Raw genomic sequence first — 22,340 nt, 5'->3', positions numbered from 1 at the left:
CCGGCTCGGCGCCCCTATCCCGGCGCAGCGCGCGGGATGGCCGTCCGGCACCGCGAGCAGGTCGACGTCAACCCGCGACGCCCGGTGCAACGGCAGGCGCGTCCGTGCGCCGCTCTCGTACCGCACCACCCGTGGAGTCTTCCCATGACGCTCGCCCAGGACCCGACCAGCCGTTCCGCCCCCGACCGGCACGAGGTGTTCGGCGCGCACGAGGGCGGCAAGCTCGCGACCGGCCTAACCGCGCCGCTGGCCGACGAGCGCGACCTGTCGATCGCCTACACCCCCGGCGTCGCGGACGTCTGCCGCGCCATCGCCGACGACGCCTCGCTCGCCGCCCGCTACACCTGGGCGCACCGGCTGGTCGCCGTCGTCAGCGACGGCACCGCGGTCCTCGGCCTCGGCGACATCGGGCCGCGCGCGTCGCTGCCGGTGATGGAGGGCAAGTCGGCGCTGTTCAAGTCCTTCGCCGGGCTCGACTCGATCCCGCTGGTCCTCGACACCACCGACGTCGACGAGATCGTGGAGACCCTGGTCCGGCTGCGCCCGACCTTCGGCGCGGTCAACCTCGAGGACGTCGCCGCACCGCGCTGCTTCGAGCTGGAGCGCCGCCTGGTCGAGGCGCTCGACTGCCCGGTCATGCACGACGACCAGCACGGCACCGCCGTCGTGCTGCTCGCCGCCCTCGACGGCGCCTGCCGGGTGCAGGGCCGCTCGCTGTCGGACCTGCGCATCGTGATCTCCGGGGCTGGCGCGGCCGGCATCGCCTGCGCACGCATCCTGCTGACCGCGGGCGCCTCGGACGTCGTGCTGCTCGACTCGCGCGGGGTCGTCGACGCCGGCCGCGGCGGGGAGAAGGCCGCGCTGGCCGCCGTCACCAACCCGCGCTCGGTCACCGGCGGGATCGCCGAGGCCCTGGCCGGTGCGGACGTGTTCGTCGGGCTCTCCAGCGCCACGCTGCCCGAGGAGCTGCTGGCCACGATGGCCCCGGAGTGCATGGTCTTCGCGCTGTCCAACCCCGACCCCGAGGTGCACCCCGACGTCGCGGCCCGGCACGCCGCGATCGTCGCGACCGGCCGCAGCGACTTCCCGAACCAGATCAACAACGTGCTGGCCTTCCCGGGGATCTTCCGCGGCGCCCTGGACGCGCACGCCCGCCGCATCACCGACGACATGAAGGTCGCGGCGGCCCGCGCCATCGCCGACGTCGTCGCCGACGAGCTGTCCCCGCAGAAGATCGTGCCCGGCCCGTTCGACCCGCGGGTGGCCCCGGCCGTCGCCGCGGCCGTGGCCCGCGCCGCGGGCGACGCCGGCGTGACCGCAGGCTGACGAACGGCCATAACCCCGGTTACGAAACGTGTGCAACCGGGGTGTGCGCCGAACGGCACGGCGCGCTGTGAGCGGTCGAACACACACGGTCGGATCGGTTGCCACCGCTCGCCGAGCACGTCACACCCTTCACCCTCCGGCGACTACCTGTCACCACCCGTGAGTGACGGGCGGAGCAACGGCGTTGGGCCGAACGGTCCCATCACTCGCTGTATCGGGTGGCTCGATCGGTCTACCCGCCCGGATCGCCCGGCACGGTGGCTCGTTGTTCCCCACGGAGCTGCCGAACGGAACGGAGGCGGGCGTGTCGGAGCAGGAATCGCGGGCGGGACACCGTCCGGGTGCATCGGTCGGGGACCCGGCCGGTGGACGCGCGGAGCAGGCACCGGGTGCCCGCCGCGACAGGGACCGGGACCCCGGTCTCGCCGGTGACCTCGCCCGGGCCTTCGCCGGTCCCGGTGGCACCCCGGCGGGCCGCGCCCGGCCCGGACCCGACGACGAGCCGCTCCTCGACCGTGCGGAGGCCCTGAACCTCGCCGCCGCGCCGGACGCCGAGATCTCCGGCGCGGGCTTCGGGGAGCCGCCGTTCGGCAGTGCCCGCCGCCTCCCCGGTGCGCCGCGCCCGGCCGGCCCGGCCCCGTCGGTCGCCGAGGCGTCCCCCGGCCCGGGGACCACCGGGTCCGGGGCCGCGGGTGCCGACGGTGCCGACCACTCCGCGGTGCAGCTCCCGCCCTCGCCCGCGATGGTCTGCGACGCCGGGGGCGTCGTCGTCCACACCAACGCCGCGCTCCGCCGCCTCGCCGGCTCCGCCGACCCGACCGGCATGCGGCTCCCGCAGCTGCTCGTCGGCCCGGACTCCGACGCCCGCCTGGTCCGTGCCGACCGCCGCCTGGCCCGGGTCAAGGTCGTCCGCTGGAACCAGCCGGGTGACCGCACCGTCGTGCTGCTCACCCCGTTCCCCGACGCCGCGCCCGCGCCGTCGGACGAGGCCCCCGCGCTCGACCTCGAGCGCGCCACCCGCTCCGGCACCTGGACCTTCGACCTGCAGGCCGGGACGCTGACCCGCAGCGAGGGGCTCGTCGAGCTCTACCGCGCGCTCGGCGTGCGCCCCGACGGCCCCGACGGCCCCATCGAGGGCGAGCAGGTCGAGCGGGTCTGCCGGATGCTTCGCCGCGGCCCGGACGCCGCGCCGGAGCCCACCACCGCGCACAGCTCGGAGATCCGCCCCGAGGGCGGCGCGGTGCTGTCGTGCCGCACCCGGATCGACCGCACCCCCGGCGGTGCCCCGCTGCGCCTGATCGGGACCGTGCAGGACGTGTCCGACCGGCGCCGGGCCGAGTCCCGCGCGCAGCGCTCCGGGCAGCGGTTCGCCGACCTCGTCGCCACCATCACCACCGGCGTCGCGATGCTCGACGGCCGCGGCCGGATCGTCGACGCCAACCCGGCGCTGTGCCAGTTGCTCGACGCCGACCTGGAGACCCTGCGCGGCGTCCCGGCGCGCAGCCTGTCCGCCGAGCCCCAGTCCGACGGCCGCGGCGGACTGCCGGACTGGCTGCGCGACCCGTCGCACCCCGAGCCGACCTACCGGATCGAGTCGCTGCCGCTGCTGCGCGCCGACGGGACCCGGGTCGACTGCGAGGTCGTGGTCAACGCCGCCCCCTCCGACGACGGCCGCCCGTTCTGGCTGCTCGTCGTCACCGACGTGGGGGAGCGCCGCCGCGCCGCCGACGTGCTCCGCGAGGCCGACACCGTCGACCCGCTGACCCGGCTGCCCAACCGGGCCGGGCTGCTGGAGCTCGCCGACCGGCTGCTGGCCGGGCCGGACGCCGACCGGGTCGCCGTGGTCTGCGGCGACGTCGACGACTTCGCCCGCGTCAACACCGGCCTCGGCCACGACGCCGGCGACACCCTGCTCGTCGAGCTGGCCGGGCGGCTGCAGCGCGAGCTGCCGTACCACTGCACGGCCGGGCGGCTGTCGGCCGACGAGTTCGCGGTGGTCTGCGCCGACGTCGACGAGATCGGCGGACCGCAGGCGCTCGCCGCCGTCGTCGCCGGGCTGCTGCGCGGCGACGTCACCGTGGCCGGCCGACCGATCACGCTGACCGCCTCGGTCGGCGTCGCCGGGCGGGACGCCGCCGTGGCCGGCCCGCAGGCCGACGCCCGCGGCCCCCGCGGCGACGACCTGCTGCGCTCGGCCGAGGTCGCGGTCCGCGAGGCCAAGCAGCGCGGACGCGGCACGGTCGCCGTCGCCGACCGGGGCGCCGTCGCCCCGGCGCGCCGCCAGCTGGAGCTGGAGGCCGAGCTGCGCGCCGCGATCGAGGGCGACGCGCTGCGCCTGGAGTACCAGCCGGTCGTCGCGCCGGACGGCACCGTGCTGTCCGCCGAGGCGCTGCTGCGCTGGTCGCACCCGGTGCACGGCGAGGTCTCGCCGGGCGAGTTCCTGCCGGTCGCCCAGCGCGGCGGCCTGCAGCGCGACCTGGACCTGTGGGTGCTGCGCACCGCGGCCACCGAGGCCGCGACCTGGCCCCGTGCCGGGCAGGCCGTCGCCGTCGCGGTGAACCTGGCCGGGCTGCTGCCGGCCGACCCGTCGTTCCTTGCCGACGTCACCGCGATCGTCGAGGGCGCCGGGCTGCCGTGGAACCAGCTGGTGCTGGAACTCGTCGAGACCAGCCTGGTCGCGCTGCCGCGCCCCGCGCTGGACGCGATGAGCGAGCTCGTGCACCGCGGCGTCCGCTTCGCCGTCGACGACTTCGGCACCGGCTACTCGTCGCTGGCCCGGCTCAAGGAGCTCCCGGCGCAGACGGTCAAGGTCGACCGCGCCTTCGTCACCGGCGTCGGCACCGACCCGGCCGACTTCGCGCTCGCCCGCGCCGTCGTCGAGGTCGCGCGCGCGATGGGCCGCAAGACCGTCGCCGAGGGCGTCGAGACCGCCGAGCAGTTCCACGTCCTGCGCGGGCTCGGGGTCGACGCGTTCCAGGGCTGGCTGTTCGCCCGCTCGCTGCGCCCCGACGACCTGCACCGCGTGCTGCGCGGCGGCGGCCTGCCCACCCCGGCGACGAGCGCGACCCCGCCGGACGGGACCCCGGGCGCCTGGTGAGCCGGTCGCGCCCGCCCACCGCGGGCGCGACCGTCGTGGTCACCGCACGAACGCGCTCTGCCCGGTGATCGCCTTCCCGACGATCAGCGTGTTCATCTCCCGGGTGCCCTCGAAGGAGAACATCGCCTCGGCGTCGGCGAAGTACTTCGCGATCCGGTTCTCCAGCACCACCCCGTTGCCGCCGACGAGCTGACGCCCGAGCGCGACGGTCTCGCGCATCCGGGTCGCGCAGAACTCCTTCACCAGCGACGAGTGGGCGTCCGACCCGCGCCCGGAGTCGAGCAGCTGGGCGTTGCGCACCGCCATCCCCAGCGAGGCGCTCACGTTGCCGAGCATCCGCACCAGCAGGTCCTGCATCAGCTGGAACCCGCCGATCGGGCGGCCGAACTGCTCCCGCTGGGCGGCGTAGGACAGCGCCAGCTCGTAGGCGGCCATCTGCACCCCGACCGCGCCCCAGGCGGCGTTGGCCCGGGTGCGCTGCAGGACCAGTCCGGCGTCGCGGAAGGTGCCCGAGCCGCCGGAGAGCCGGTGCGACTCCGGCACCCGGACCTGGTCGAGCAGGATGTCGGCGTTCTGCACGATCCGCAGCGATTGCTTGCCCTCGATCTTGGTGACCGTCATGCCCTCCGACGGCGAGGGCACGACGAAGCCGCGCACCGCGCCGTCGGCGTCCGGGTCGGTGTCCCGGGCCCACACGATGACCAGGTCGGCGAAGGTGGCGTTGCCGATCCAGCGCTTCTCGCCGTCGAGGACCCACTCGTCGCCGTCGCGGGTGGCGGTGGTCTCCATGCCACCGGCCACGTCGGACCCGCCGTGCGGCTCGGTCAGCCCGAACGCGCCGATCGAGTCCATCCGGGCCATCGCGGGCAGCCAGCGCTCGCGCTGCTCGGGGGTGCCGCCGGCGTGGATCGAGCCCATCGCGAGGCCCGTGTGGACGCCGTAGAAGCTGTTGACCGACGGGTCGACCCGGGAGATCTCCGCGTGCAGGAACCCCAGGAACAGCCGCGACGCCGGCGGGTCGGCGTAGCCCGCCCCCGCGAGGTCGAGGCCCGCGAAGCCCTTGACCAGCTGCATCGGGAACTCGGCGCGGTCCCAGGCCTCCAGCACGACGGGGGCGACCTCGGCGCGCAGGAACTCCCGCACCCGGCGCAGGTCGGCGCGCTCGGCGTCGGTGAGCAGGTCGGCGTAGTGGAACCAGTCCGCGACGTGCGGGTGGTCTGGGTCGAGGTCCAGCTCGGGACGCGGCAGACGCGTGGGCTCCTTTGGCATGGCCCCACTGTTGCGCCGCGGCGCACCGGCCGCACGGCAGAGCGCCTACCGCAGGGCCTGCAGCAACGCCGCGCCGGCCGTCGTATCCCCGACCGGGCTGAGCACCACGTGGTCGGCGCCCGCGGCCCGGTGCTCGGCGACCCGGGCGGCGATGTCCTCGACGCCGCCGCGGGCGGAGACGGCGTCGAGCAGCCGGTCGGCGCGGGCGTCGACCTCGGCCTCGGCGAACCCCAGCCCGCGGACGGCGGCGCGGTAGCCGGGCACGCCGAGCAGGAACCCGGCCAGCTCGCGCAGGCCGGTCCGGTCGGTCCCGAGGACGGTCGGCAGCATCACCGCGAGCAGCCGGTCCGGGCCCAGCGCCGCCCGCGCCCGCGCGGTGTGCTCGGGGGTGACCAGCAGCGTCACCGCCCCGGCGCAGCGGGTGCGGGCGAGGTCGAGCTTGCGCGGTCCGAGCGCGGCCAGCAGCCGCTCCGACGCGGGCAGCCCGAGTGCGTCGAGCTCGTCGAGGTGGCGGTGCAGCGCGTCCAGCGCCCGCGGCTGCTGGGGCGCCCCCAGTCCGGTCAGGTAGCGGCCGGGGTGACGGCGGGCCGCGTCGGCGTGCACCGCGGCGACGGCCGCCGCCGGGTACAGCCCGGTCGGCACGATCCCCGGGACGACGGCGGCGGCCCGGGTGCCGTCGAGCAGCGCGGTCAGCCGGTCGAGCCGGTCGATCGCGCCCCCGGCGAGCCACAGGGTGCGGGCACCGGCGTCCTCCAGGGCCGCGGCGTCGGCGGGAGCGGGTCCGGTGGCGACGCCGAGCGGGCCCAGTGCAGTGGTCAGGGTCATGTCCGCAGCGTCGGTGCTGAACCGGACTGCAGGTCAAGCGCGACGGGGTGCCGGTGACCTGCGGCCGACCGCTCGCCCGTCGCGCACGACCGGGTTAGTGTGCTGCGACCAAGCGGGGAGCAGGGGTCCCGCGCGACGGCAGGGGGAACCGCCGATGATCGAGTTCCGGGGCGTCACGAAGCGCTTCCCGGACGGGACGGTCGCGGTCGACGAGCTCGACCTCGTCGCCGAGCAGGGGCGGATCACGGTCTTCGTGGGCCCGTCCGGCTGCGGCAAGACGACCTCCCTCCGCATGATCAACAGAATGATCGAGCCGACCGGCGGCGAGCTGCGCGTCGACGGGCGCGACGTGCTGTCCGCCGACCCGGCCGAGCTGCGCCGGGGCATCGGCTACGTCATCCAGCAGGCCGGGCTGTTCCCGCACCGCACGATCGTCGACAACATCGCGACCGTGCCCATGCTCGTCGGGAGCAGCAAGAAGGCCGCGCGGGACCGGGCGATGGAGCTGATGGAGATCGTCGGCCTCGACACCTCGATGGCCAAGCGCTACCCGGCGCAGCTGTCCGGCGGCCAGCAGCAGCGCGTCGGCGTGGCCCGCGCGCTCGCCGCCGACCCGCCCGTGCTGCTGATGGACGAGCCGTTCTCCGCGGTGGACCCGATCGTCCGGGAGAGCCTGCAGGAGGAGCTGCTGCGGCTGCAGTCCGAGCTCGGCAAGACCATCGTGTTCGTCACCCACGACATCGACGAGGCCATCAAGCTCGGCGACAAGGTCGCGGTGTTCCGGGTCGGCGGCAAGCTCGCCCAGTACGACGAGCCGGGCGTGCTGCTGTCCCGCCCGGTCGACGGCTTCGTCGACAACTTCGTCGGCCGCGACCGCGGCTACCGGGGCCTGGGCTTCCTGTCCTCGGACACCATCCCGATCGGGTCGCTGCCGGTGCTCTCGGTCGGCGACCCCCTCCCCGACGACGGCTGGTCGGTCGTCGTCGACGGCTCCGCCCGGCCGCTGGGCTGGGTCGAGGCCGGTGAGGGCCGGGTGACCGAGGAGGCCATCGTCCCGGGCGGGTCGCTCTACGCCGTCGAGTCGGGCTCGCTGCGCGGCGCGCTCGACGCGGCGCTGTCCTCACCGTCCGGTCAGGGTGTCGCCGTCGACGCCGACGGCCGGGTCGCCGGCTCGGTCACTGCCGACTCGGTGCTCGAGGCGCTGCCCGCGGCCCGCGACTCGCACAACGCCGCCTGAGGCCGCCGTGACCTGGGTGTTCGACAACCTCGACTCCGTGCTCGACGCGCTCGCCGAGCACGTCGTGTACGCCCTGATCCCGGTGCTGCTCGGGCTGGTGTTCGCGATCCCGCTGGGCTGGGTCGCCAACCGCAACGCGACGCTGCGCACGATCATGACCAACGCCGCCGGCCTGCTCTACACGGTCCCGTCGCTGGCGCTGTTCGTGTTCATGCCGCCGCTGCTCGGCACCCAGATCCTCGATCCGGTCAACGTGATCGTCGCGCTGACGGTCTACACCGTCGCGTTGCTCGTGCGGACCGTGTCCGACGCGCTGTCCGCGGTGCCGGGCCACGTCGTCGACGCCGCGAACGCGATGGGCTACACCCCGGTCCGGCGTTTCGTCGGCGTCGAGCTGCCGCTCGCCGTGCCGGTGATCGTGGCCGGCCTGCGGGTCGCCGCGGTGTCCACGATCAGCCTGGTCACGGTGGGTGCGGTGATCGGCTTCGGCGGGCTCGGCCTGCTGTTCACCGAGGGCTTCAACCGCAGCAACGACGCCCAGATCGTCTCCGGCATCGTGCTGGTGCTGCTGCTCGCGCTCGTCGTCGACTCGGCCCTGCTGCTCGGCGGCAGGCTGCTCACCCCCTGGCAGCGGGCCCGTACCGGGAAGGCGGGGGCATGACCTACTTCGGCTGGCTGTTCGACGGCGCGAACTGGGAGGGGCCGACCGGCATCCTCGCCCGGCTCGCCGAACACCTCGGCTACACCGCCCTGACCCTGCTGGTCGCGGTGCTGATCGCGGTGCCCCTGGGCGCCTGGATCGGGCACACCGGCCGCGGCGGCTTCCTCGTCGTCGGCCTGGCGAACGGGCTGCGCGCCCTGCCCACCCTGGGCCTGCTGGTGCTGATCACCACGCTGGTCGGGCTGTCGCTGATCGGCCCGATCATCACCCTCATCGTGCTGGCGGTGCCCGCGGTGCTCGCCGGCACCTACGCCGGCATCCGCAACGTCGACCCGGCCGTCGTCGACGCCGCCACCGGGATGGGCATGCGCGGGCCCGAGGTGCTGTGGAAGGTCGAGCTCCCCAACGCGCTGCCGCTGATCATCGGCGGGCTGCGCAGCGCGACCCTGCAGGTCATCGCGACCGCGACCATCGCCGCCTACGTCTCGCTCGGCGGGCTCGGCCGGTTCATCATCGACGGCCTCGGCCAGCGCGACTTCGGCATGATGATCGGTGGCTCGATCCTGGTCGCCCTGCTCGCGATCGTCGCCGACCTGCTCCTGGGCGGGCTGCAGAAGCTGATCGTCTCGCCCGGCCTGCAGGCCACCGGCCGGACCGCGCCGCGCCGGCTGCGCGTGGTGCCCACCCGTCCCGAACCCGTCCGCGAAGCGGCCTGACCCACCCCGCACGTCCCCGAGAGGACACCCACCATGAGACGCACCCGTCTGCTGACCGCCGTCGCCGCGACGGTGACCGCCGCGTTCGCGCTGACCGCCTGCGGTGGGGGCTCCGACCCCCTCGCCGGGGGCGGGCAGTCCGGCAGCAGCGACCAGAGCACCGTCGTCGTCGGCGCCGCGAACTTCACCGAGAGCCAGATCCTGTCCTCGGTGTTCGCCCAGGCGCTGCAGGCCAAGGGCGTCACGGTCGAGACCCGGCCGCCGATCGGGTCCCGTGAGGCCTACGTGCCGGCGCTCAAGGACGGCTCGATCGACCTGATCCCGGACTACAGCGGCACGCTGCTGCAGTACCTCGACAAGAGCGCCGCGCAGACCCAGCCGGACGAGGTCTACACCGCGCTGCAGTCGACGCTGGAGAAGGCGGCGCCCACCCTGACCGTCCTGAACCGGGCCGAGGCCGAGGACAAGGACGCCGTCGTCGTCACGAAGGAGACCGCGCAGCGGCTGAACGCGACCTCCATCGCCGACATCGCGTCGCGCTGCGGTGAGCTCGTGTTCGGCGGCCCGCCGGAGTTCCAGACCCGTCCCGACGGCATCCCCGGCATCCAGAAGACCTACAACTGCTCGTTCAAGTCCTACCGCTCGCTCGACGCCGGCGGCCCGCTGACCGTCGCGGCGCTGAAGAACGGCGACGTGCAGGCCGCGGACCTGTTCACCACCGACGCGGCGATCCCGGAGAACGACTTCGTGGTCCTCACCGACCCGAAGAACAACTTCGCCGCGCAGAACGTCGTGCCGCTGATCAACAAGGAGAAGGCGACCCCGCAGGTCACCGAGATCCTGAACGCGGTCTCGGCGAAGCTCACCACGCAGGAGCTGCTCGGCCTGAACGAGGCCGCGGCCGCGCCGGACAAGCCGTCGGTCGACACCGTGGCGAAGAACTGGCTGACCGCACAGGGCCTGCTCTGATGACCGGCGAGGTCCTGTCCCTGCACCGCTACCCCGTGAAGTCGATGCTGGGGGAGGACCTCGCCGCCCTCGAGCTCGACACGCACGGCGTCGTCGGCGACCGGGCGCTCGCCCTGACCGACCCGGACACCGGCCGGGTCGCGACGGCCAAGCAGCCCCGGCACTGGCGACGCCTGCTGACGTGCACCTCCGCGGGCGTCGGCGACGACGTGCGGGTCACGCTGCCCGACGGCCGCACCGTCGACGCCGGGCAGGCCGCCGGGCCGCTCGCCGAGCTGCTCGGCCGGCCCGTGGTCGTCGCCCAGCAGCGGGCCGACGGCGCCGTCGTCGAGCGGCCGGACCCCGAGGACGTCCTCGCCCACGGCCTGGACGCTGAGGTCGACGCGCCGACCCTGGAGATCGCCCAGGGCGCTCCCGGCGGGCGGTTCGTCGACCACTCGCCGGTGCACCTGATCACCACCGCGACGCTGGACGCGCTCGGCGTCGAGGCGCTGCGCTACCGGCCCAACGTCGTCGTCGCGACGCCGCCGGGCACCGAGCCGTTCGTGGAGAACGGCTGGCTCGGGCGCCGGCTCACCCTCGGCGACGTCGTACTGGTCCCGACCCTGCCGACCCCGCGCTGCTCCGTGCCGACGCTGGAGCACGGCGACCTGCCCCGCGCCCCGCACGCGCTGCGCGGTCCGGCCGACCGCAACCGCGTCGAGGTCGAGGGCTTCGGGGTGCTGCCCTGCGCGGGGCTCTACGCCCGCGTCGAGCACACCGGCACTCTGCGCCTCGGAGACCGGGTCGAGGTCTCCTGAATCTTTATGATCAGGAGTATTCTTTACCGGTGTTAAACATCAAGGACGCCGAGGCGGACCGGCTTGCCCGTGAGCTCGCGTCCGAGACCGGGGAGTCGATCACCCAGGCCGTGGCTGTCGCGGTCCGTGAGCGGCTGGAACGCATCCGGGGGCGCGGCGCGTCGGTCGGTCTCGCCGAGGAGATCGACGCGATCGCCCGCCGTTCGGCCGCGCTGCCCGAGCTCGACCGACGGACGTCGGAGGAGGTCCTCGGGTACGACGACGACGGGCTCCCCACCTGATGGTGATCGACACGTCCGCCCTGGTGGCGATCCTCTTCGACGAGCCCCCGCGCCCGGCGCTCGCCCGGGCGATCGAGGCGGACCCGGTCCGGCTCGTGTCGGCGGCGACGGTCCTGGAGGCGGCGATGGTCGTGGAGTCGCGTCGCGGTGACGCGGCCGGCCGGGAGCTCGACATCCTGCTGCACCGTGCGCAGGTCCGGACCGTCGACGTCGGCGAGCGGCACGCCGAGCTGGCGCGGTCGGTGTGGCGCCGCTACGGCAAGGGGCGCCACCCCGCCGGCCTGAACTACGGCGACTGCTTCTCCGCGGCACTGGCCCTCGCGAGCGGGGAGCCGCTGCTGTTCGTCGGCGACGACTTCGCCCGGACCGACATCCCGTCGGTCGCCCTGTCCTGACGTGCCCGCCCCGGTCAGGTCAGGCGCGAGTACACGTCGGTGACCAGCAGGACCGCGAACAGCACCGACGAGATCCCCAGGACCGCGTTGGACAGCCAGCGCGAGCGCGCCTCGCGGGCCACCATCGAGGTGTTCAGCAGCAGGAGCAGCGTCACCGCCAGGAACGGCATGAAGAACGAGCCCAGCACCCCGTAGACCAGGGTCAGCGCGAACGGCCGCCCGATCAGCAGCAGGGCCATCGGCGGGAACGTCAGCCACAGCAGGTACCCGCGGAAGGGTAGCGAGCGCTCGGCGCGGGCGGCCTCGTAGGCCCCGGCCCGCCCAGGCCCGTCGCCGCGGTCCCCGGCCTCGGTGCCCGGCTCCTCGCCGGGTACCACCGCGTCGACCTCGTCCGGCCCGATCGCGGCCTTCTTCCCGTGCGGCAGCCGGATCGCCCGCACCCAGTCGGTGAACAGCAGCGACACGCCGTTCCACACGCCGAGCAGCGAGGTGAAGGTGACCGACAGGAAGCCGACGAGGAACAGGATCCGCACCGGCTCCCCGTAGAGGGCACCGAGCCGGTCGGCGAGGGTGAGCAGCCCGCTGTCGGACTCGGTGAGGTTCTCCCCGAGCAGGATCGTGGACCCGACGACGAGCATCGAGACCACGAAGATGCCGGTCATGATGTAGCCGGTCGCGTTGTCCAGCCGCATCATCGACAGCCACTTCGGGCCCTTCCAGCCCTTCGCGAACAGCCAGTAGCCGTAGGCGGCCATGGTGATCGTCCCGCCGACGCCGCCGATCAGGCCGAGCACGTAGACCGTGGACCCCTCGGGCAGCCGCGGGACGAGGCCGTTCGCCAGCGCGGGCAGGTCCGGGCCGACCAGGATCGCGACGAACACGACCGTCGCGAACTTGATCAGCACGAGCACCGTCATGAACTTCTCGAACGCGTGGTAGCGCTGCACCCACACCAGCGCCAGCCCGACGACGCCCGCGATCGCCGCCCACCCGCCGACCGGCAGCCCGCCGAACAGCGCGTTCAGCGGCAGCCCGACCGCCGACATCGCGGTGGCGCCGTAGACGAAGCCCCACACCACGATGTAGACGCCGAAGAAGCCGGTCGCCCAGTAGCCCAGCCGCCGCCAGCCGTCGAGCATGGTCGCGCCGGAGCCGAGGTGCCAGCGTCCGACGGCCTCGCCGAGCGCGAGCTTGACCAGGGTCCCGACGACGGCGGCCCACAGCAGCACCGTCCCGAACGACGCCCCCGCCACCATCGTCGCGACGAGGTCGCCCGCGCCGACGCCGGTCGCCGCGGCGAGCAGGCCCGGCCCGATCGAGCGGATCCTCCGCGCGCCGGTGGGGGGTTCGAGGAAGTCGGTCTGCGGACCGGGGGAGGCCATCGTCACAGTCTCCGATCACGGCGTCGTGGGAGGGATCGCGCGGGTTCGCCGAGCACGCTAGGCGAGCGGGGCGGTGCATTCCAGCGCGGAAGGGTCACGAACGGACGTATCGGACCCCCGATCGCGGCGACGGGCTACGACGCACGGCGCACCCGCCGTTGCAGCCGGTGCACGCCCGGCGCACCATGAACGGGTACCGGGACCGGCCGATAGATTGGCCGCGGCGTCGGCCGGGTCACGGTCGCCGCACGCGCACGCACGGAGGGTGGGCATGGCGAACATCGACGAGATCCGGGCCGGGATCGGGCGGGCCAACCAGCAGGCCACCGAGAGCCTCGGCGCGCTGCGGCACGCCCGCCAGGCCATCGAGGAGGCCGGCGCCGCGTTCTCGCAGAACATCTACGGCACCGCCCAGAACGACGCCGACGACGCCCGCGCCCGCTTCGCCGCCGCGTCGGAGAAGATCGACGAGGTCGAGCAGGCCCTGCACATCGCCATGCAGTCCGCCGACGACGTCGCCTCGCGGCTCTGACCGCGCCCGCCCGCCCCTGATGGCCCGTCGCCCGAACCGTCGCGAGCGGATCCGGTCCGCCTTCGACGGGTTCCACCGGGCGGCGTCGCGGGCACTGGGTGCGGCGGAGGGCCGCCGCGACCGGGCCGCGGCCCGGCACGCCGAGGTCATGGCGGAGCTGTGGCTGCGCGAGACCGGGCACGACGCCGCGCGCCGCGACCCGGGGCTGGCCCGGGTGCTCGGCAACCCGCGGCTCGCCGGCGTCCTCGCCCGGGTCGCCGAGGACCGGGCGCACGTGTTCGACCGCTGGCAGGGCGACTCGCCCCAGACGCTGTCGGAGATCGTCGCCGACGCCACCCCCGGCGCCGCCGGGGACGCCCTGGCCGACTGGAAGCCGGTCGCGGGCGCCGTCGAGCCGACCGGTCCGGTCCCGGAGATGTGGGTGCTCGGCACCGGCTCGGTGGAGGGCGGTGCCCCGTTCCGGGTCGCGGTCCCGCTGCTCGACGGCGCGCACCTGCAGGTGGTGTCGACGCCGCGCTCCCGCGACCGGGCCGAGGCGATGGTCGAGCAGCTGGTCCTGCGCACCGTGCGGCACTTCCGGCCGGGCGCGGTGAACGTGCACGTCTGGGACGTCGGCCAGCTCGCAGGCGCCCTGCCCGGGCTGTACCCGCTGACCCGCACCGGGCTGCTGACCGTGCACGACCCGACCCGGCTGGGGCGGCTGCTGGACCAGCTCGCGGACCGGATCCGCCGGGTGCAGACCCGGGTGCTCGCCGACGGCGCCACCTCGCTGCGCGAGCTCGCCGACCGCACGGGGGAGCGGCCCGAGGCGTGGCTGGTGGCGGTGCTCGTCGGCAACGGCCGCGAGCTGCCCGAGGCCGAGCTGCGCCAGCTGCAGCGGGTGGCGCGCGGCGGTGTCGCGGCGGGGGTGCAGCTGGTGCTGCTCGACGTCCCGGCGGCGCTGCCGCGTCCGGTGGAGACCGTCGACTTCGGGGACCCGCCGGGCGTCGACCCGGCCGACGACCGGCTGCCGGTCCCGGTGCGGACCTCGGTGACCGGGCCGCACGTGCTCGTCGAGCCGGACCCGCCGGTACCGGCCGACGACGTCACCGCGGTGTGCGAGGCGATCGCCGCCGGGCACGAGCAGTGGCGCGGACGGCTGGGTGCGTTCAAGGACATGCTGCCCCGGCGGCGCGGCGAGGGCCGCTCGCACGACGGGCTGAAGGTCGTCGTCGGGCACGAGGACGGCATCCCCGCCGAGTTGAGCCTCGACGACCACTCCCCGCACGCGCTCGTCGGCGGGCCCAGCGGGTCGGGCAAGACGAACCTGCTGCTGGCCTGGATCGCCGGTCTCGCCGCGCACTACGGCCCGGACGAGGTCGAGCTGTACCTGCTCGACTTCAAGGAGGGGGTGTCGTTCACCCCGTTCGCCCCGGACCCGGAGGGCCACCGCGCCGACCGGCTCCCGCAGGCCCGGCTGATCGGCGTCAACATCAACACCGACCGGGAGTTCGGGCTGGCGCTGCTGCGCCACCTGTCCGAGGTCATGCGCAGCCGCGCCGAGGCCGCCCGCCGGCACGGCGCGACCAAGCTGGCCGAGCTCCGGGTGGAGCGCCCCGACCTGCGGCTGCCGCGGATCGTCGCGGTCATCGACGAGTTCCAGTTCCTGTTCACCGGCCGCGACGCCGTCAGCGCCGAGGCGACCGCGCTGCTGGAGGACGTCGCCCGGCGCGGCCGCTCGCAGGGTGTGCACCTGGTCCTGGCCAGCCAGGACGTCTCCGGCATCGACGCGCTGTGGGGCCGCTCGGCGATCTTCGAGCAGTTCGTCCTGCGGATCGCGCTGCCCCGCGCGCGGCGGATCCTCGCCCAGGACAACGAGGCGGCGCTGGCGCTCCCGCGCTGGCACGCGATCGTCAACCACGACTCGGGCGTCGCGCACGGCAACCACGTGGTACGGCTGCCCGAGGCGGGCGGCCCGGTGGTCCGCGACGTCCAGGTCACCGCGTTCACCGACTTCCCCGACACCCCGGAGCCGGTCGTCTTCGACGGCGCCCGTGCCCCCTCCCACGACGCGCTGGCCGCCCGGCTGCCCGCCGACGGCGTGCCCCGCGCGCTGGTCGGGCAGTTCGTCGACGTGCACGGCAGCCCCGCGGCCGCCGAGTTGTCCGACGGCCCCGGCCGCAACCTCGGGGTGATCGGGCCCGACGCCCGCGTCGCGGTCCCGCTGCTGTGCTCGGCCGTCCGCTCGGTGGTGGTGTCGCTGCCCGACCCGGCCGGCGCGCAGGTCCTGCTCGTGCCGCTGGCCCCGGACGCGGCGGCCGCCGCGGGCGCGCTCGCCCCGGACCTGCCCGGCACGGTGGAGAAGGTGTCCGCCGACGGGTTCGCCGCCCGCGTCGCCGAGCTGGCGGCGACGGTCCGTGCCCGGGCCGCGTCGGGCGGCGGTGGGGGACACGCGTCGCTGCTGGTCGTGGTGTTCGGCGCCGACGCGGCGGAGTCGATGCTGGACCGCACCGGCACCGAGGACCTGCGGGCGCTGCTGCGCCACGGGCCCGGGGTCGGGGTGCACGTGCTGGGCTGGTGGCAGGGCGCGCAGCGGCTGAAGACGCTGCTGGCCCCGCCGGGTGCGGCGATCGACGACCTGGGCGCCTGGGTGGCGACCGGCGTGCAGGGCACCGACCTGGTGCCGCTGCTGGGCGGACAGCCGCTGGACTGGACGCCGACGCCGGGGCGCGCGCTGTTCCTCGACCGCTCCCGGCACGGCCGCCCGCAGCTGGTCATCCTGACCGACGCGGGCGGCGGCGGCCCGGACACCCTCGCCGGAGGTGGGATGTGAGTGCCGTCGAGCGCTACCGCGCGGTCGTGGCCGAGCTGGCCGGTGCCGTCGTCGACCTGCGGGAACGCGACGCCCGGCGGGCCGAGGAGCTGCGCCGCGAGCTGCGCGGCACCGAGCGGGAGCTGCGGGACGCCGCGGACCGGCTCACCCTGGCCCGCGGCATGTTCGAGCTGCGCTGGGAGGCGGCGTTGCAGCTGATGTGGTCGGCCGAGGAGCCGGGGCGTCCCCGGCCGCGACCCGACCTGCGGGCCGACCCCGACGAGCACGCCGCGCTGGAGGAGGCCGCCGACGAGGCCCTGCGCGAGCTGCGCTCCTCGGGCGACCGGCGGCTGTTCCGCCTGCGCCGCGACGACGACTGACCCCGCCCCGCACGCCGCACCCGCCCGGGCCGGACACGCCGAGATGCAGCCCCGGGCCGGCCACGCGGGTGGCGGGCAGCCCTGAGCTGCATCTCGACGGTCGTGCCGGGGGTCCGGGGCCGGTGGTCGCCGTCCGCCCCTCCCCGACGTACCGCGTGTGCGGCACCGGATCGTGGGCGGGCGGTCAGCCCAGCGGGACGACGCCCAGCAGCAGCGCGACCCCGAGCATCACCAGCGAGCAGACCGCGGCCCGCCAGATCACCCTGCGGTGGTGGTCGGCCAGGTTGACCTTCGCGAGCGAGACGAGCAGCAGCAGCGCCGGGACCAGCGGGCTGGTCATGTGCACCGGCTGGCCGATGATCGACGCGCGGGCCATCTCCACCGGGGCGATGCCGTAGTGGCCCGCGGCCTCGGTGAGGATCGGCAGGATGCCGAAGTAGAACGCGTCGTTGGTGAGGAAGAACGTCAGCGGCATGCTCAGCACACCGGTGATCACCGCGAACCAGGAGCCGACCGACGGCGGCACGGCCGAGACGATCCCGTTCGCCATCGCCGTCACCATGCCGGTGCCCGACAGCACCCCGACCAGGACCGCGGCGGCGAACACCATGGACACGACACCGACGATCGAGGTGGCGTGCGAGGTCACCGCCCGGAGCTGGTCCTCGGGCTTCGGGAAGTTCACGACCAGGGCGATCGCGGCGGCCGCGACGAACACCAGCGACAGCGGCAGGACGTCCATGCCCAGCAGCACCAGCAGCGCGACGGTGAGCCCGAGGTTGAACCAGATCAGCTTCGGCCGCAGCGTCGGACGGTTCGGGTCCAGCGTGCCCTCGAGGGCGGCGTCGTCGGCGTCGGAGGAGCCCCCGGCGGAGCCGGACGCCGGCCGGTCGGTGCCGTGCGTGCCGTCGGTGCCGGTGCCCCCGCCGACCAGGGCGGGCTCGCGCACCGCCACCATCTCGTCGGCGACGACCGACAGCGTGCGGCCCGAGGCGAGCAGCCGCCTGCGCTCGGAACGGCCCAGCTGCCAGGCCAGCAGCAGCACGGTGGCGATGCCGGCCACCATGCCCGGGACCATCGGGTTGAACAGCTCCGAGGGCGACACGTTCAGCACCGTCGCCGCGCGGATCGTGGGGCCGCCCCAGGGCAGGATGTTGAGCACGCCGTTCGCGAGGTTGGCGACGACGGTCAGCACCACCGGGCTCAGCCCGAGCCGCAGGTAGATCGGCAGCAGTGCGGACACCGTGATGATGAAGGTGGTCGAGCCGTCGCCGTCGAGGGAGACGACACCGGCGAGCACCGCGGTCAGCACGACCAGGCGCACCGGGTCGTTGTTCACCGTGCGCAGCACGAAGCGGATCAGCGGGTCGAACAGCCCGACGTCGATCATCGTGCCGAAGAAGATGATCGCGAAGAACAGCAGCACGGCCGTCGGCGCGAAGTCCTTGAACGCCGACGAGATCGAGTCGACGACGCCGTCCTCGCCCGGTTCGGACAGGCCGGTGCCGGTCGCCACGAGGGCGAAGGTCAGCGGGACGAGTACCAGCGCCAGCGTCGGCGCGAGCCGCTTCGCCAGGATCAGGTACATGAAGACCGCGATCATCGCGGACCCGAGAACGATGAGCATCGGTGCTCCTCCTCGACGGATGTGTCGAGGAGCAACGCTAGGTCCGGGCCCCGGCCCCGGTCCCGCTTGCGGACACAGCCCACGTAGTGGTCGCTGCGTGCCCTGTGGTCGTTGTGGTCACGGGGCGGACGGGCGGCCGGCCGCCCCGTGACGGGCGGGTCAGTGGTCGATGCGGGTCGCGTCGTTCGCCCAGAACACCACGCGCCTGCCGACGCCGGTGATGATGAAGTGCAGGGTGATGCCGATCGCGGACAGCAGGACGAGCACCGCGAACGTCCGGGACACGTCGAGGGTGAAGTTCGTGGCCTGGATGGCGTAGCCCAGGCCCTCGGTCGACCCGACGAACTCGGCGACGATCGCGCCGGTCACCGCGAAGATGGCGGCGACGTCGAGCCCGGCCACGATGCTCGGGAGCGCGCTGGGGAACTGCAGCCTGCGGAAGACCTGCCCGCGGGTGGCGCCGAACGAGCGGAACATCGCGATCTGGTCGGGGTCGGTCGAGCGCAGCCCGTGGATCGCGTTGACCAGCAGCGGGAAGAAGGCCAGCAGCGCGGTCGTGACGACCTTGGAGGTCATCCCGGTCCCGAACCAGATCAGCAGGACCGGCGCGATGGCGACCTTCGGGATGGTCTGGGTCGCGACGACCAGCGGGAAGACCGCCTTGTCGACCAGCCGCGACTGGGTGACCAGGAACGCCACCGACAGCGCGGCGACGACGGCCAGCAGGAAGCCCAGCAGGATCTCCTGCAGCGTGACCCACGCGTGCGGGAGCAGCGAGCCGTCGGTCAGCCCGACCCACAGCGACCGCGCCACCGTCGAGGGGGCGGGGACGATCAGCGCCGAGACGTCGAAGACGACCACGGCGGCCTCCCACACCGCCAGGAGCAGGACGGCGAGCCCGGACGCGAGCAGCCAGCCGGGTTGGTCGACCAGCCGCCGGCGGGGCGGCCGGGCGGTGGCGGGGGGCGTCCGGACGGAGCTGCTGCGGTCCGACGTCGTCGTCATGTCTGTCTCCGTGGTGGGGCGGGGCGGGCGCTCAGTGGGCACTGTGCTCGGAGTTGAGGAGCCTGCGGATCCGGGTCACGTAGCTCCCGAACTCGGGGGTGTTGATCGTCTCGAGGACCCGCGGGCGGGGCAGGTCGATGTCGATGACCTCGGCGATCCGGCCGGGCCGGGCGGTCATGACCACCACCCGGTCGGACAGCAGGACGGACTCGGGGACGCTGTGGGTGACGAACAGGACCGTCTTGCGGTCCCGTTCCCAGATCTCGAGCAGGTCCATGCCGAGCTGGTCGCGGGTGAGCGCGTCCAGCGCGCCGAACGGCTCGTCCATCATCAGGATCTGCGGGTCGTGCACCAGGGCGCGCCCGATGCCGACCCGCTGCTGCATCCCGCCGGAGAGCTCGTTGGGGTACTTGTCGGCGAAGTCGGACAGGCCCAGCTTGGCCAGCATCTCGTCGGCGATCCGGTCCGACCCCTCGGCCGGGGCGCCGTTGAGGTCGTGGGACAGCAGCAGGTTCTGCCGCACGGTCCGCCAGGGCAGCAGCAACGCCTGCTGGAAGACCATGCCGAGACGGTGCCGGCCCGGGAGCAGCTCGCCGCCGAAGCTCAGCGAGCCGTGGGTCAGGCGGGTCTGCCCCATGATGATCTTCAGGAGGGTGCTCTTGCCGCAGCCGCTCGGGCCCACGATGGACAGGAACTGTCCCTGCGGGACGGCGAGGTCGACGTCGTCGAGGGCGACGACCTCGCCACCCCGCTTGCTGGTGTAGCTCTTGTGCACGCCGGTCAGTGCGACGGCGTCGGTCGTGGCCAGGGTCATGGGGGCACTCCTCTGTGCACGGTTCGGGGGAGAGGGCCGGGTCAGGCGGTGCCGGACTCCGGCCCGGCGACGGCGTCGGGCACCGGCAGCGGCCACGTCCCGCCCATCAGGTCCGTCAGGCGCATCGCCGCGGCGGTGAGCAGGGACTCCTCGCGGGCCGCGGACCCCGGCGCCAGCGCGGTTGCGGTGCCGATCACCGCGATCGTGGCGGCCAGTCCTCGGGCGCCGAACACCGGCGCGGCCAGGATGCGGACACCCGCGGAGGTCGTGGTGCTGCCGATCCCGCTGGCCCGCGCCTGCTCGGCACGCTCGTTGAGGTCCTCGCGCTGGGCACCGGGGACGGTCCCGAGCAGACGCTCGATGGCGAAGCGGTCCGGGTGGAAGGCCAGGAAGACCTGGGTCTGTGCGGCGTCGCTGGCGAGCTGGTGGCCGACGCGGACGGTGACGGCCGCGCCCCAGGTGACGTGCTGCTCGACGTGGACGACGACGGGGCCGCCCGCACCCCACAGGGCCATCGCGACGGTGAGGTGGGCGTCGGCCGACAGGTCGCGCATCACCGGGGGAGCGATCTCGGTGACCTGCTGGCGGCCCAGGGCGAAGGCCCCGAGCTGGTAGAGCAGCCGGGACGGCTGGAACGAGGCCTGCTGGTCCGGGCAGCGTTCCAGCAGCTCGGCCGCCACCAGCGACATGAAGTAGCGGTTGGTCGTGGTCCGGTTCAGCCCGAGCAGCGTCGCCCCCTGCGCGACCGTCAGCGTGGGCCGGGACGGGCCGAAGAGCGCCAGGATCTGCGCGGTACGGGCGACGGCCTGGATGTCGCCGGTCGACCGGGAGCCGACGTCCGGGAGGGGAACCGTGTCGCCGCTCATACGCCGTGGCCTCCAGATGATCGTATAGCGATCTGCGTGTTGCGAAGATAGGGCGCGACAAGGGCCGCGCACAAGCATCAATCGGATCTGTAGTCGATTTGTCGCAGACAGCGCAGTCTTGACATGTCGGGATGCGAACTTATAGTTCGGGATGCGGTCATCCGGTGCGACGCGAGTCGGGGCGTTCGAGAGCCACGCGTGGTGCCCGCCCCTCCACGGACACCTCCCACGAAGGCAGGCATCTGATGAACAGCAGCACTCTGCTGCGCCGCCTCGGCGTCGTCGCCACCGCCGCGGCCCTGGTCGCCGGGCTCGGCGCCTGCGGCTCCTCCGCCGACCCGGGCTCGGGGAACACGCTCAACGTCGTGGTCACCACGGCCGCCTGGAGCGTGGAGACCGGCTCGATCACCCTCGCCGACCGGCTCGGCTTCCTCCGCGAGGAGGGCGTCCAGGCGACCTTCAGCACCGCGAAGTCCGGGACCGAGGCCGCCCAGCAGATCATCGGCGGGAACGCCGACGTCGCCGTCGCCACCCCCGAGCCGGTCATGATCGCGGCCCAGCAGGGCACCGACCTGCAGTACTTCATGCCCTTCTACGGCCACGTCATCTACGGCCTGGCCGCGGTGCCCGGAAGCGGCATCGCCTCGGTGGCCGACCTGCGGGGCAAGCGGGTCGGCGTCACCAACGCGAACAGTACCGGGGCGACCCTGCTGCGCACCGCGCTGAAGGCCGAGGGCATGAGCGAGAAGGACGTGACGATCGTGCCGATCGGCGTCGGGGCCCAGCAGGTCACGGCGGTGCGGGGCGGCGACGTCGACGCGCTCGCCATGTACGACACCCTCTACACCAGCCTGCGCTCGCAGGACATCGCGGTCACCGACATCCCGGTCCCCGGGCTGGACCAGCTCTTCGGCGGCGGGCTGCTCGCCCAGAAGTCCGCGCTCGCCGAGAACCCCGAGGCCTACGCGAAGCTCGGCCGGGCCGTCGCCAAGGCGCTGGCCTGGAGCCGGCAGCACCCCGAGGACGCCGTGCGCGCCGTCTGGGACTCCAAGCCGGAGACCCGCCCGGGCCCCGGCCAGGACGAGCAGAAGGCCCTGGAGGACGGCGTCGCGATGATCGAGACCCGGCTCGGCGCCCTCATCCCGGACCCGCAGAGCACCTCGTGGACCGAGATCGACCCGGCGTCGGTGGACCGCTTCGCCGACTGGGCGCTCGGTGCCGGACTGATCACCGGGAAGCCGCCGGTCGAGGACGTCCTCGACTCGGGCGCCGGTGCGGCCATCGGCGACTTCACCCCGTCCGAGGTCAGGCCGTCCGCGGGGTCCTGACCACCCCGCCCCGCTCCATCCGCCTCCCACGACCCGTGC

Annotated in this window: 20 protein-coding genes; 13 read left to right on the top strand and 7 right to left on the bottom strand. The window is 74.2% G+C overall.

The window, feature by feature from the left end:
- The first annotated feature begins 144 nt into the window (after nt 1–144).
- Nucleotides 145–1,326, top strand: a complete 1,182-nt coding sequence (locus DMP17_RS41665) for an NAD(P)-dependent malic enzyme (protein ID WP_337832412.1) — start codon at nt 145–147, stop codon at nt 1,324–1,326.
- Between the two features lie 304 nt (nt 1,327–1,630).
- Entirely contained in the window at nt 1,631–4,423 is a 2,793-nt protein-coding gene (locus tag DMP17_RS41660; RefSeq protein ID WP_337832411.1) for a putative bifunctional diguanylate cyclase/phosphodiesterase, read from the top strand.
- Nucleotides 4,424–4,462: 39 nt separating this feature from the next.
- Here the strand turns inward: DMP17_RS41660 and DMP17_RS41655 are convergent, their stop codons facing one another.
- Nucleotides 4,463–5,692: an acyl-CoA dehydrogenase family protein gene (locus DMP17_RS41655; protein WP_226349998.1), complete on the bottom strand. Its 1,230-nt coding sequence runs from the start codon at nt 5,690–5,692 to the stop codon at nt 4,463–4,465.
- 45 nt (nt 5,693–5,737) lie between these two features.
- On the bottom strand, nt 5,738–6,517 hold the full coding sequence (locus DMP17_RS41650) for an LLM class F420-dependent oxidoreductase (protein ID WP_226349999.1): 780 nt from the start codon (nt 6,515–6,517) through the stop codon (nt 5,738–5,740).
- 154 nt (nt 6,518–6,671) lie between these two features.
- Here DMP17_RS41650 and DMP17_RS41645 point away from each other — a divergent pair, with 154 nt between their 5' ends.
- Genes DMP17_RS41645 through DMP17_RS41615 form a run of 7 tightly spaced genes read left to right on the top strand, consistent with a single transcriptional unit; the run spans nt 6,672 to nt 11,576 of the window.
- Nucleotides 6,672–7,754 (top strand): ABC transporter ATP-binding protein, encoded by a 1,083-nt coding sequence (locus tag DMP17_RS41645; RefSeq protein ID WP_226350000.1) that lies wholly within the window; start codon nt 6,672–6,674, stop codon nt 7,752–7,754.
- Between the two features lie 7 nt (nt 7,755–7,761).
- Nucleotides 7,762–8,415, top strand: a complete 654-nt coding sequence (locus tag DMP17_RS41640; RefSeq protein ID WP_073578561.1) for an ABC transporter permease — start codon at nt 7,762–7,764, stop codon at nt 8,413–8,415.
- Complete coding sequence (locus DMP17_RS41635) at nt 8,412–9,131, top strand: ABC transporter permease (protein ID WP_226350001.1); 720 nt, start codon at nt 8,412–8,414, stop codon at nt 9,129–9,131. The genes DMP17_RS41640 and DMP17_RS41635 overlap by 4 nt, the downstream gene beginning before the upstream one ends.
- 33 nt (nt 9,132–9,164) lie before the next feature.
- Nucleotides 9,165–10,100 carry an ABC transporter substrate-binding protein gene (locus DMP17_RS41630; protein ID WP_226350002.1) on the top strand — a complete coding sequence of 312 codons (936 nt, stop codon included), beginning with the start codon at nt 9,165–9,167 and terminating at the stop codon, nt 10,098–10,100.
- Nucleotides 10,100–10,900 (top strand): MOSC domain-containing protein, encoded by an 801-nt coding sequence (locus tag DMP17_RS41625; protein ID WP_226350003.1) that lies wholly within the window; start codon nt 10,100–10,102, stop codon nt 10,898–10,900. The genes DMP17_RS41630 and DMP17_RS41625 overlap by 1 nt, the downstream gene beginning before the upstream one ends.
- A 29-nt stretch (nt 10,901–10,929) precedes the next feature.
- A complete protein-coding gene (locus DMP17_RS41620) occupies nt 10,930–11,181 on the top strand; it encodes a type II toxin-antitoxin system VapB family antitoxin (protein ID WP_226350004.1) in 252 nt (83 codons plus the stop codon).
- Nucleotides 11,181–11,576: a type II toxin-antitoxin system VapC family toxin gene (locus tag DMP17_RS41615; protein WP_226350005.1), complete on the top strand. Its 396-nt coding sequence runs from the start codon at nt 11,181–11,183 to the stop codon at nt 11,574–11,576. Before DMP17_RS41620 ends, DMP17_RS41615 begins: the two co-directional genes overlap by 1 nt.
- A 14-nt stretch (nt 11,577–11,590) precedes the next feature.
- Here the strand turns inward: DMP17_RS41615 and DMP17_RS41610 are convergent, their stop codons facing one another.
- Complete coding sequence (locus DMP17_RS41610) at nt 11,591–12,958, bottom strand: Nramp family divalent metal transporter (RefSeq protein ID WP_337832410.1); 1,368 nt, start codon at nt 12,956–12,958, stop codon at nt 11,591–11,593.
- Between the two features lie 271 nt (nt 12,959–13,229).
- Between DMP17_RS41610 and DMP17_RS41605 the strand changes: the two genes are divergently transcribed.
- From DMP17_RS41605 to DMP17_RS41595, 3 genes are read left to right on the top strand one after another with little or no spacing between them, the layout of a single operon-like run.
- Nucleotides 13,230–13,490: a hypothetical protein gene (locus DMP17_RS41605; protein ID WP_020623160.1), complete on the top strand. Its 261-nt coding sequence runs from the start codon at nt 13,230–13,232 to the stop codon at nt 13,488–13,490.
- 19 nt (nt 13,491–13,509) lie between these two features.
- Nucleotides 13,510–16,302: an FtsK/SpoIIIE domain-containing protein gene (locus tag DMP17_RS41600; RefSeq protein WP_337832409.1), complete on the top strand. Its 2,793-nt coding sequence runs from the start codon at nt 13,510–13,512 to the stop codon at nt 16,300–16,302.
- Complete coding sequence (locus tag DMP17_RS41595; RefSeq protein ID WP_139283056.1) at nt 16,299–16,661, top strand: hypothetical protein; 363 nt, start codon at nt 16,299–16,301, stop codon at nt 16,659–16,661. The genes DMP17_RS41600 and DMP17_RS41595 overlap by 4 nt, the downstream gene beginning before the upstream one ends.
- A gap of 184 nt (nt 16,662–16,845) precedes the next feature.
- Here DMP17_RS41595 and DMP17_RS41590 read toward each other — a convergent pair whose 3' ends face one another.
- The 4 genes from DMP17_RS41590 to DMP17_RS41575 form a co-directional block, all read right to left on the bottom strand.
- The gene (locus DMP17_RS41590) at nt 16,846–18,288 is read right to left on the bottom strand and encodes a CitMHS family transporter (protein WP_337832408.1); all 1,443 of its coding nucleotides are present in this window, start codon (nt 18,286–18,288) and stop codon (nt 16,846–16,848) included.
- 159 nt (nt 18,289–18,447) lie between these two features.
- The gene (locus DMP17_RS41585; RefSeq protein ID WP_337832407.1) at nt 18,448–19,293 is read right to left on the bottom strand and encodes an ABC transporter permease; all 846 of its coding nucleotides are present in this window, start codon (nt 19,291–19,293) and stop codon (nt 18,448–18,450) included.
- A 31-nt stretch (nt 19,294–19,324) separates the two neighbouring features.
- Entirely contained in the window at nt 19,325–20,107 is a 783-nt protein-coding gene (locus tag DMP17_RS41580; RefSeq protein ID WP_226350010.1) for an ABC transporter ATP-binding protein, read from the bottom strand.
- Between the two features lie 41 nt (nt 20,108–20,148).
- Nucleotides 20,149–20,973, bottom strand: coding sequence for an IclR family transcriptional regulator (locus DMP17_RS41575; protein WP_226350011.1), 825 nt, complete (start codon nt 20,971–20,973; stop codon nt 20,149–20,151).
- A gap of 245 nt (nt 20,974–21,218) precedes the next feature.
- On the opposite strand from DMP17_RS41575, the gene DMP17_RS41570 reads away from it, so the two are divergent.
- A complete protein-coding gene (locus DMP17_RS41570; protein ID WP_337832406.1) occupies nt 21,219–22,301 on the top strand; it encodes an ABC transporter substrate-binding protein in 1,083 nt (360 codons plus the stop codon).
- The last annotated feature ends 39 nt before the right edge of the window (nt 22,302–22,340 follow it).

This window comes from Pseudonocardia sp. TMWB2A, assembly GCF_017312135.1.
This window is presented reverse-complemented; position numbering and strand designations above follow the sequence as displayed.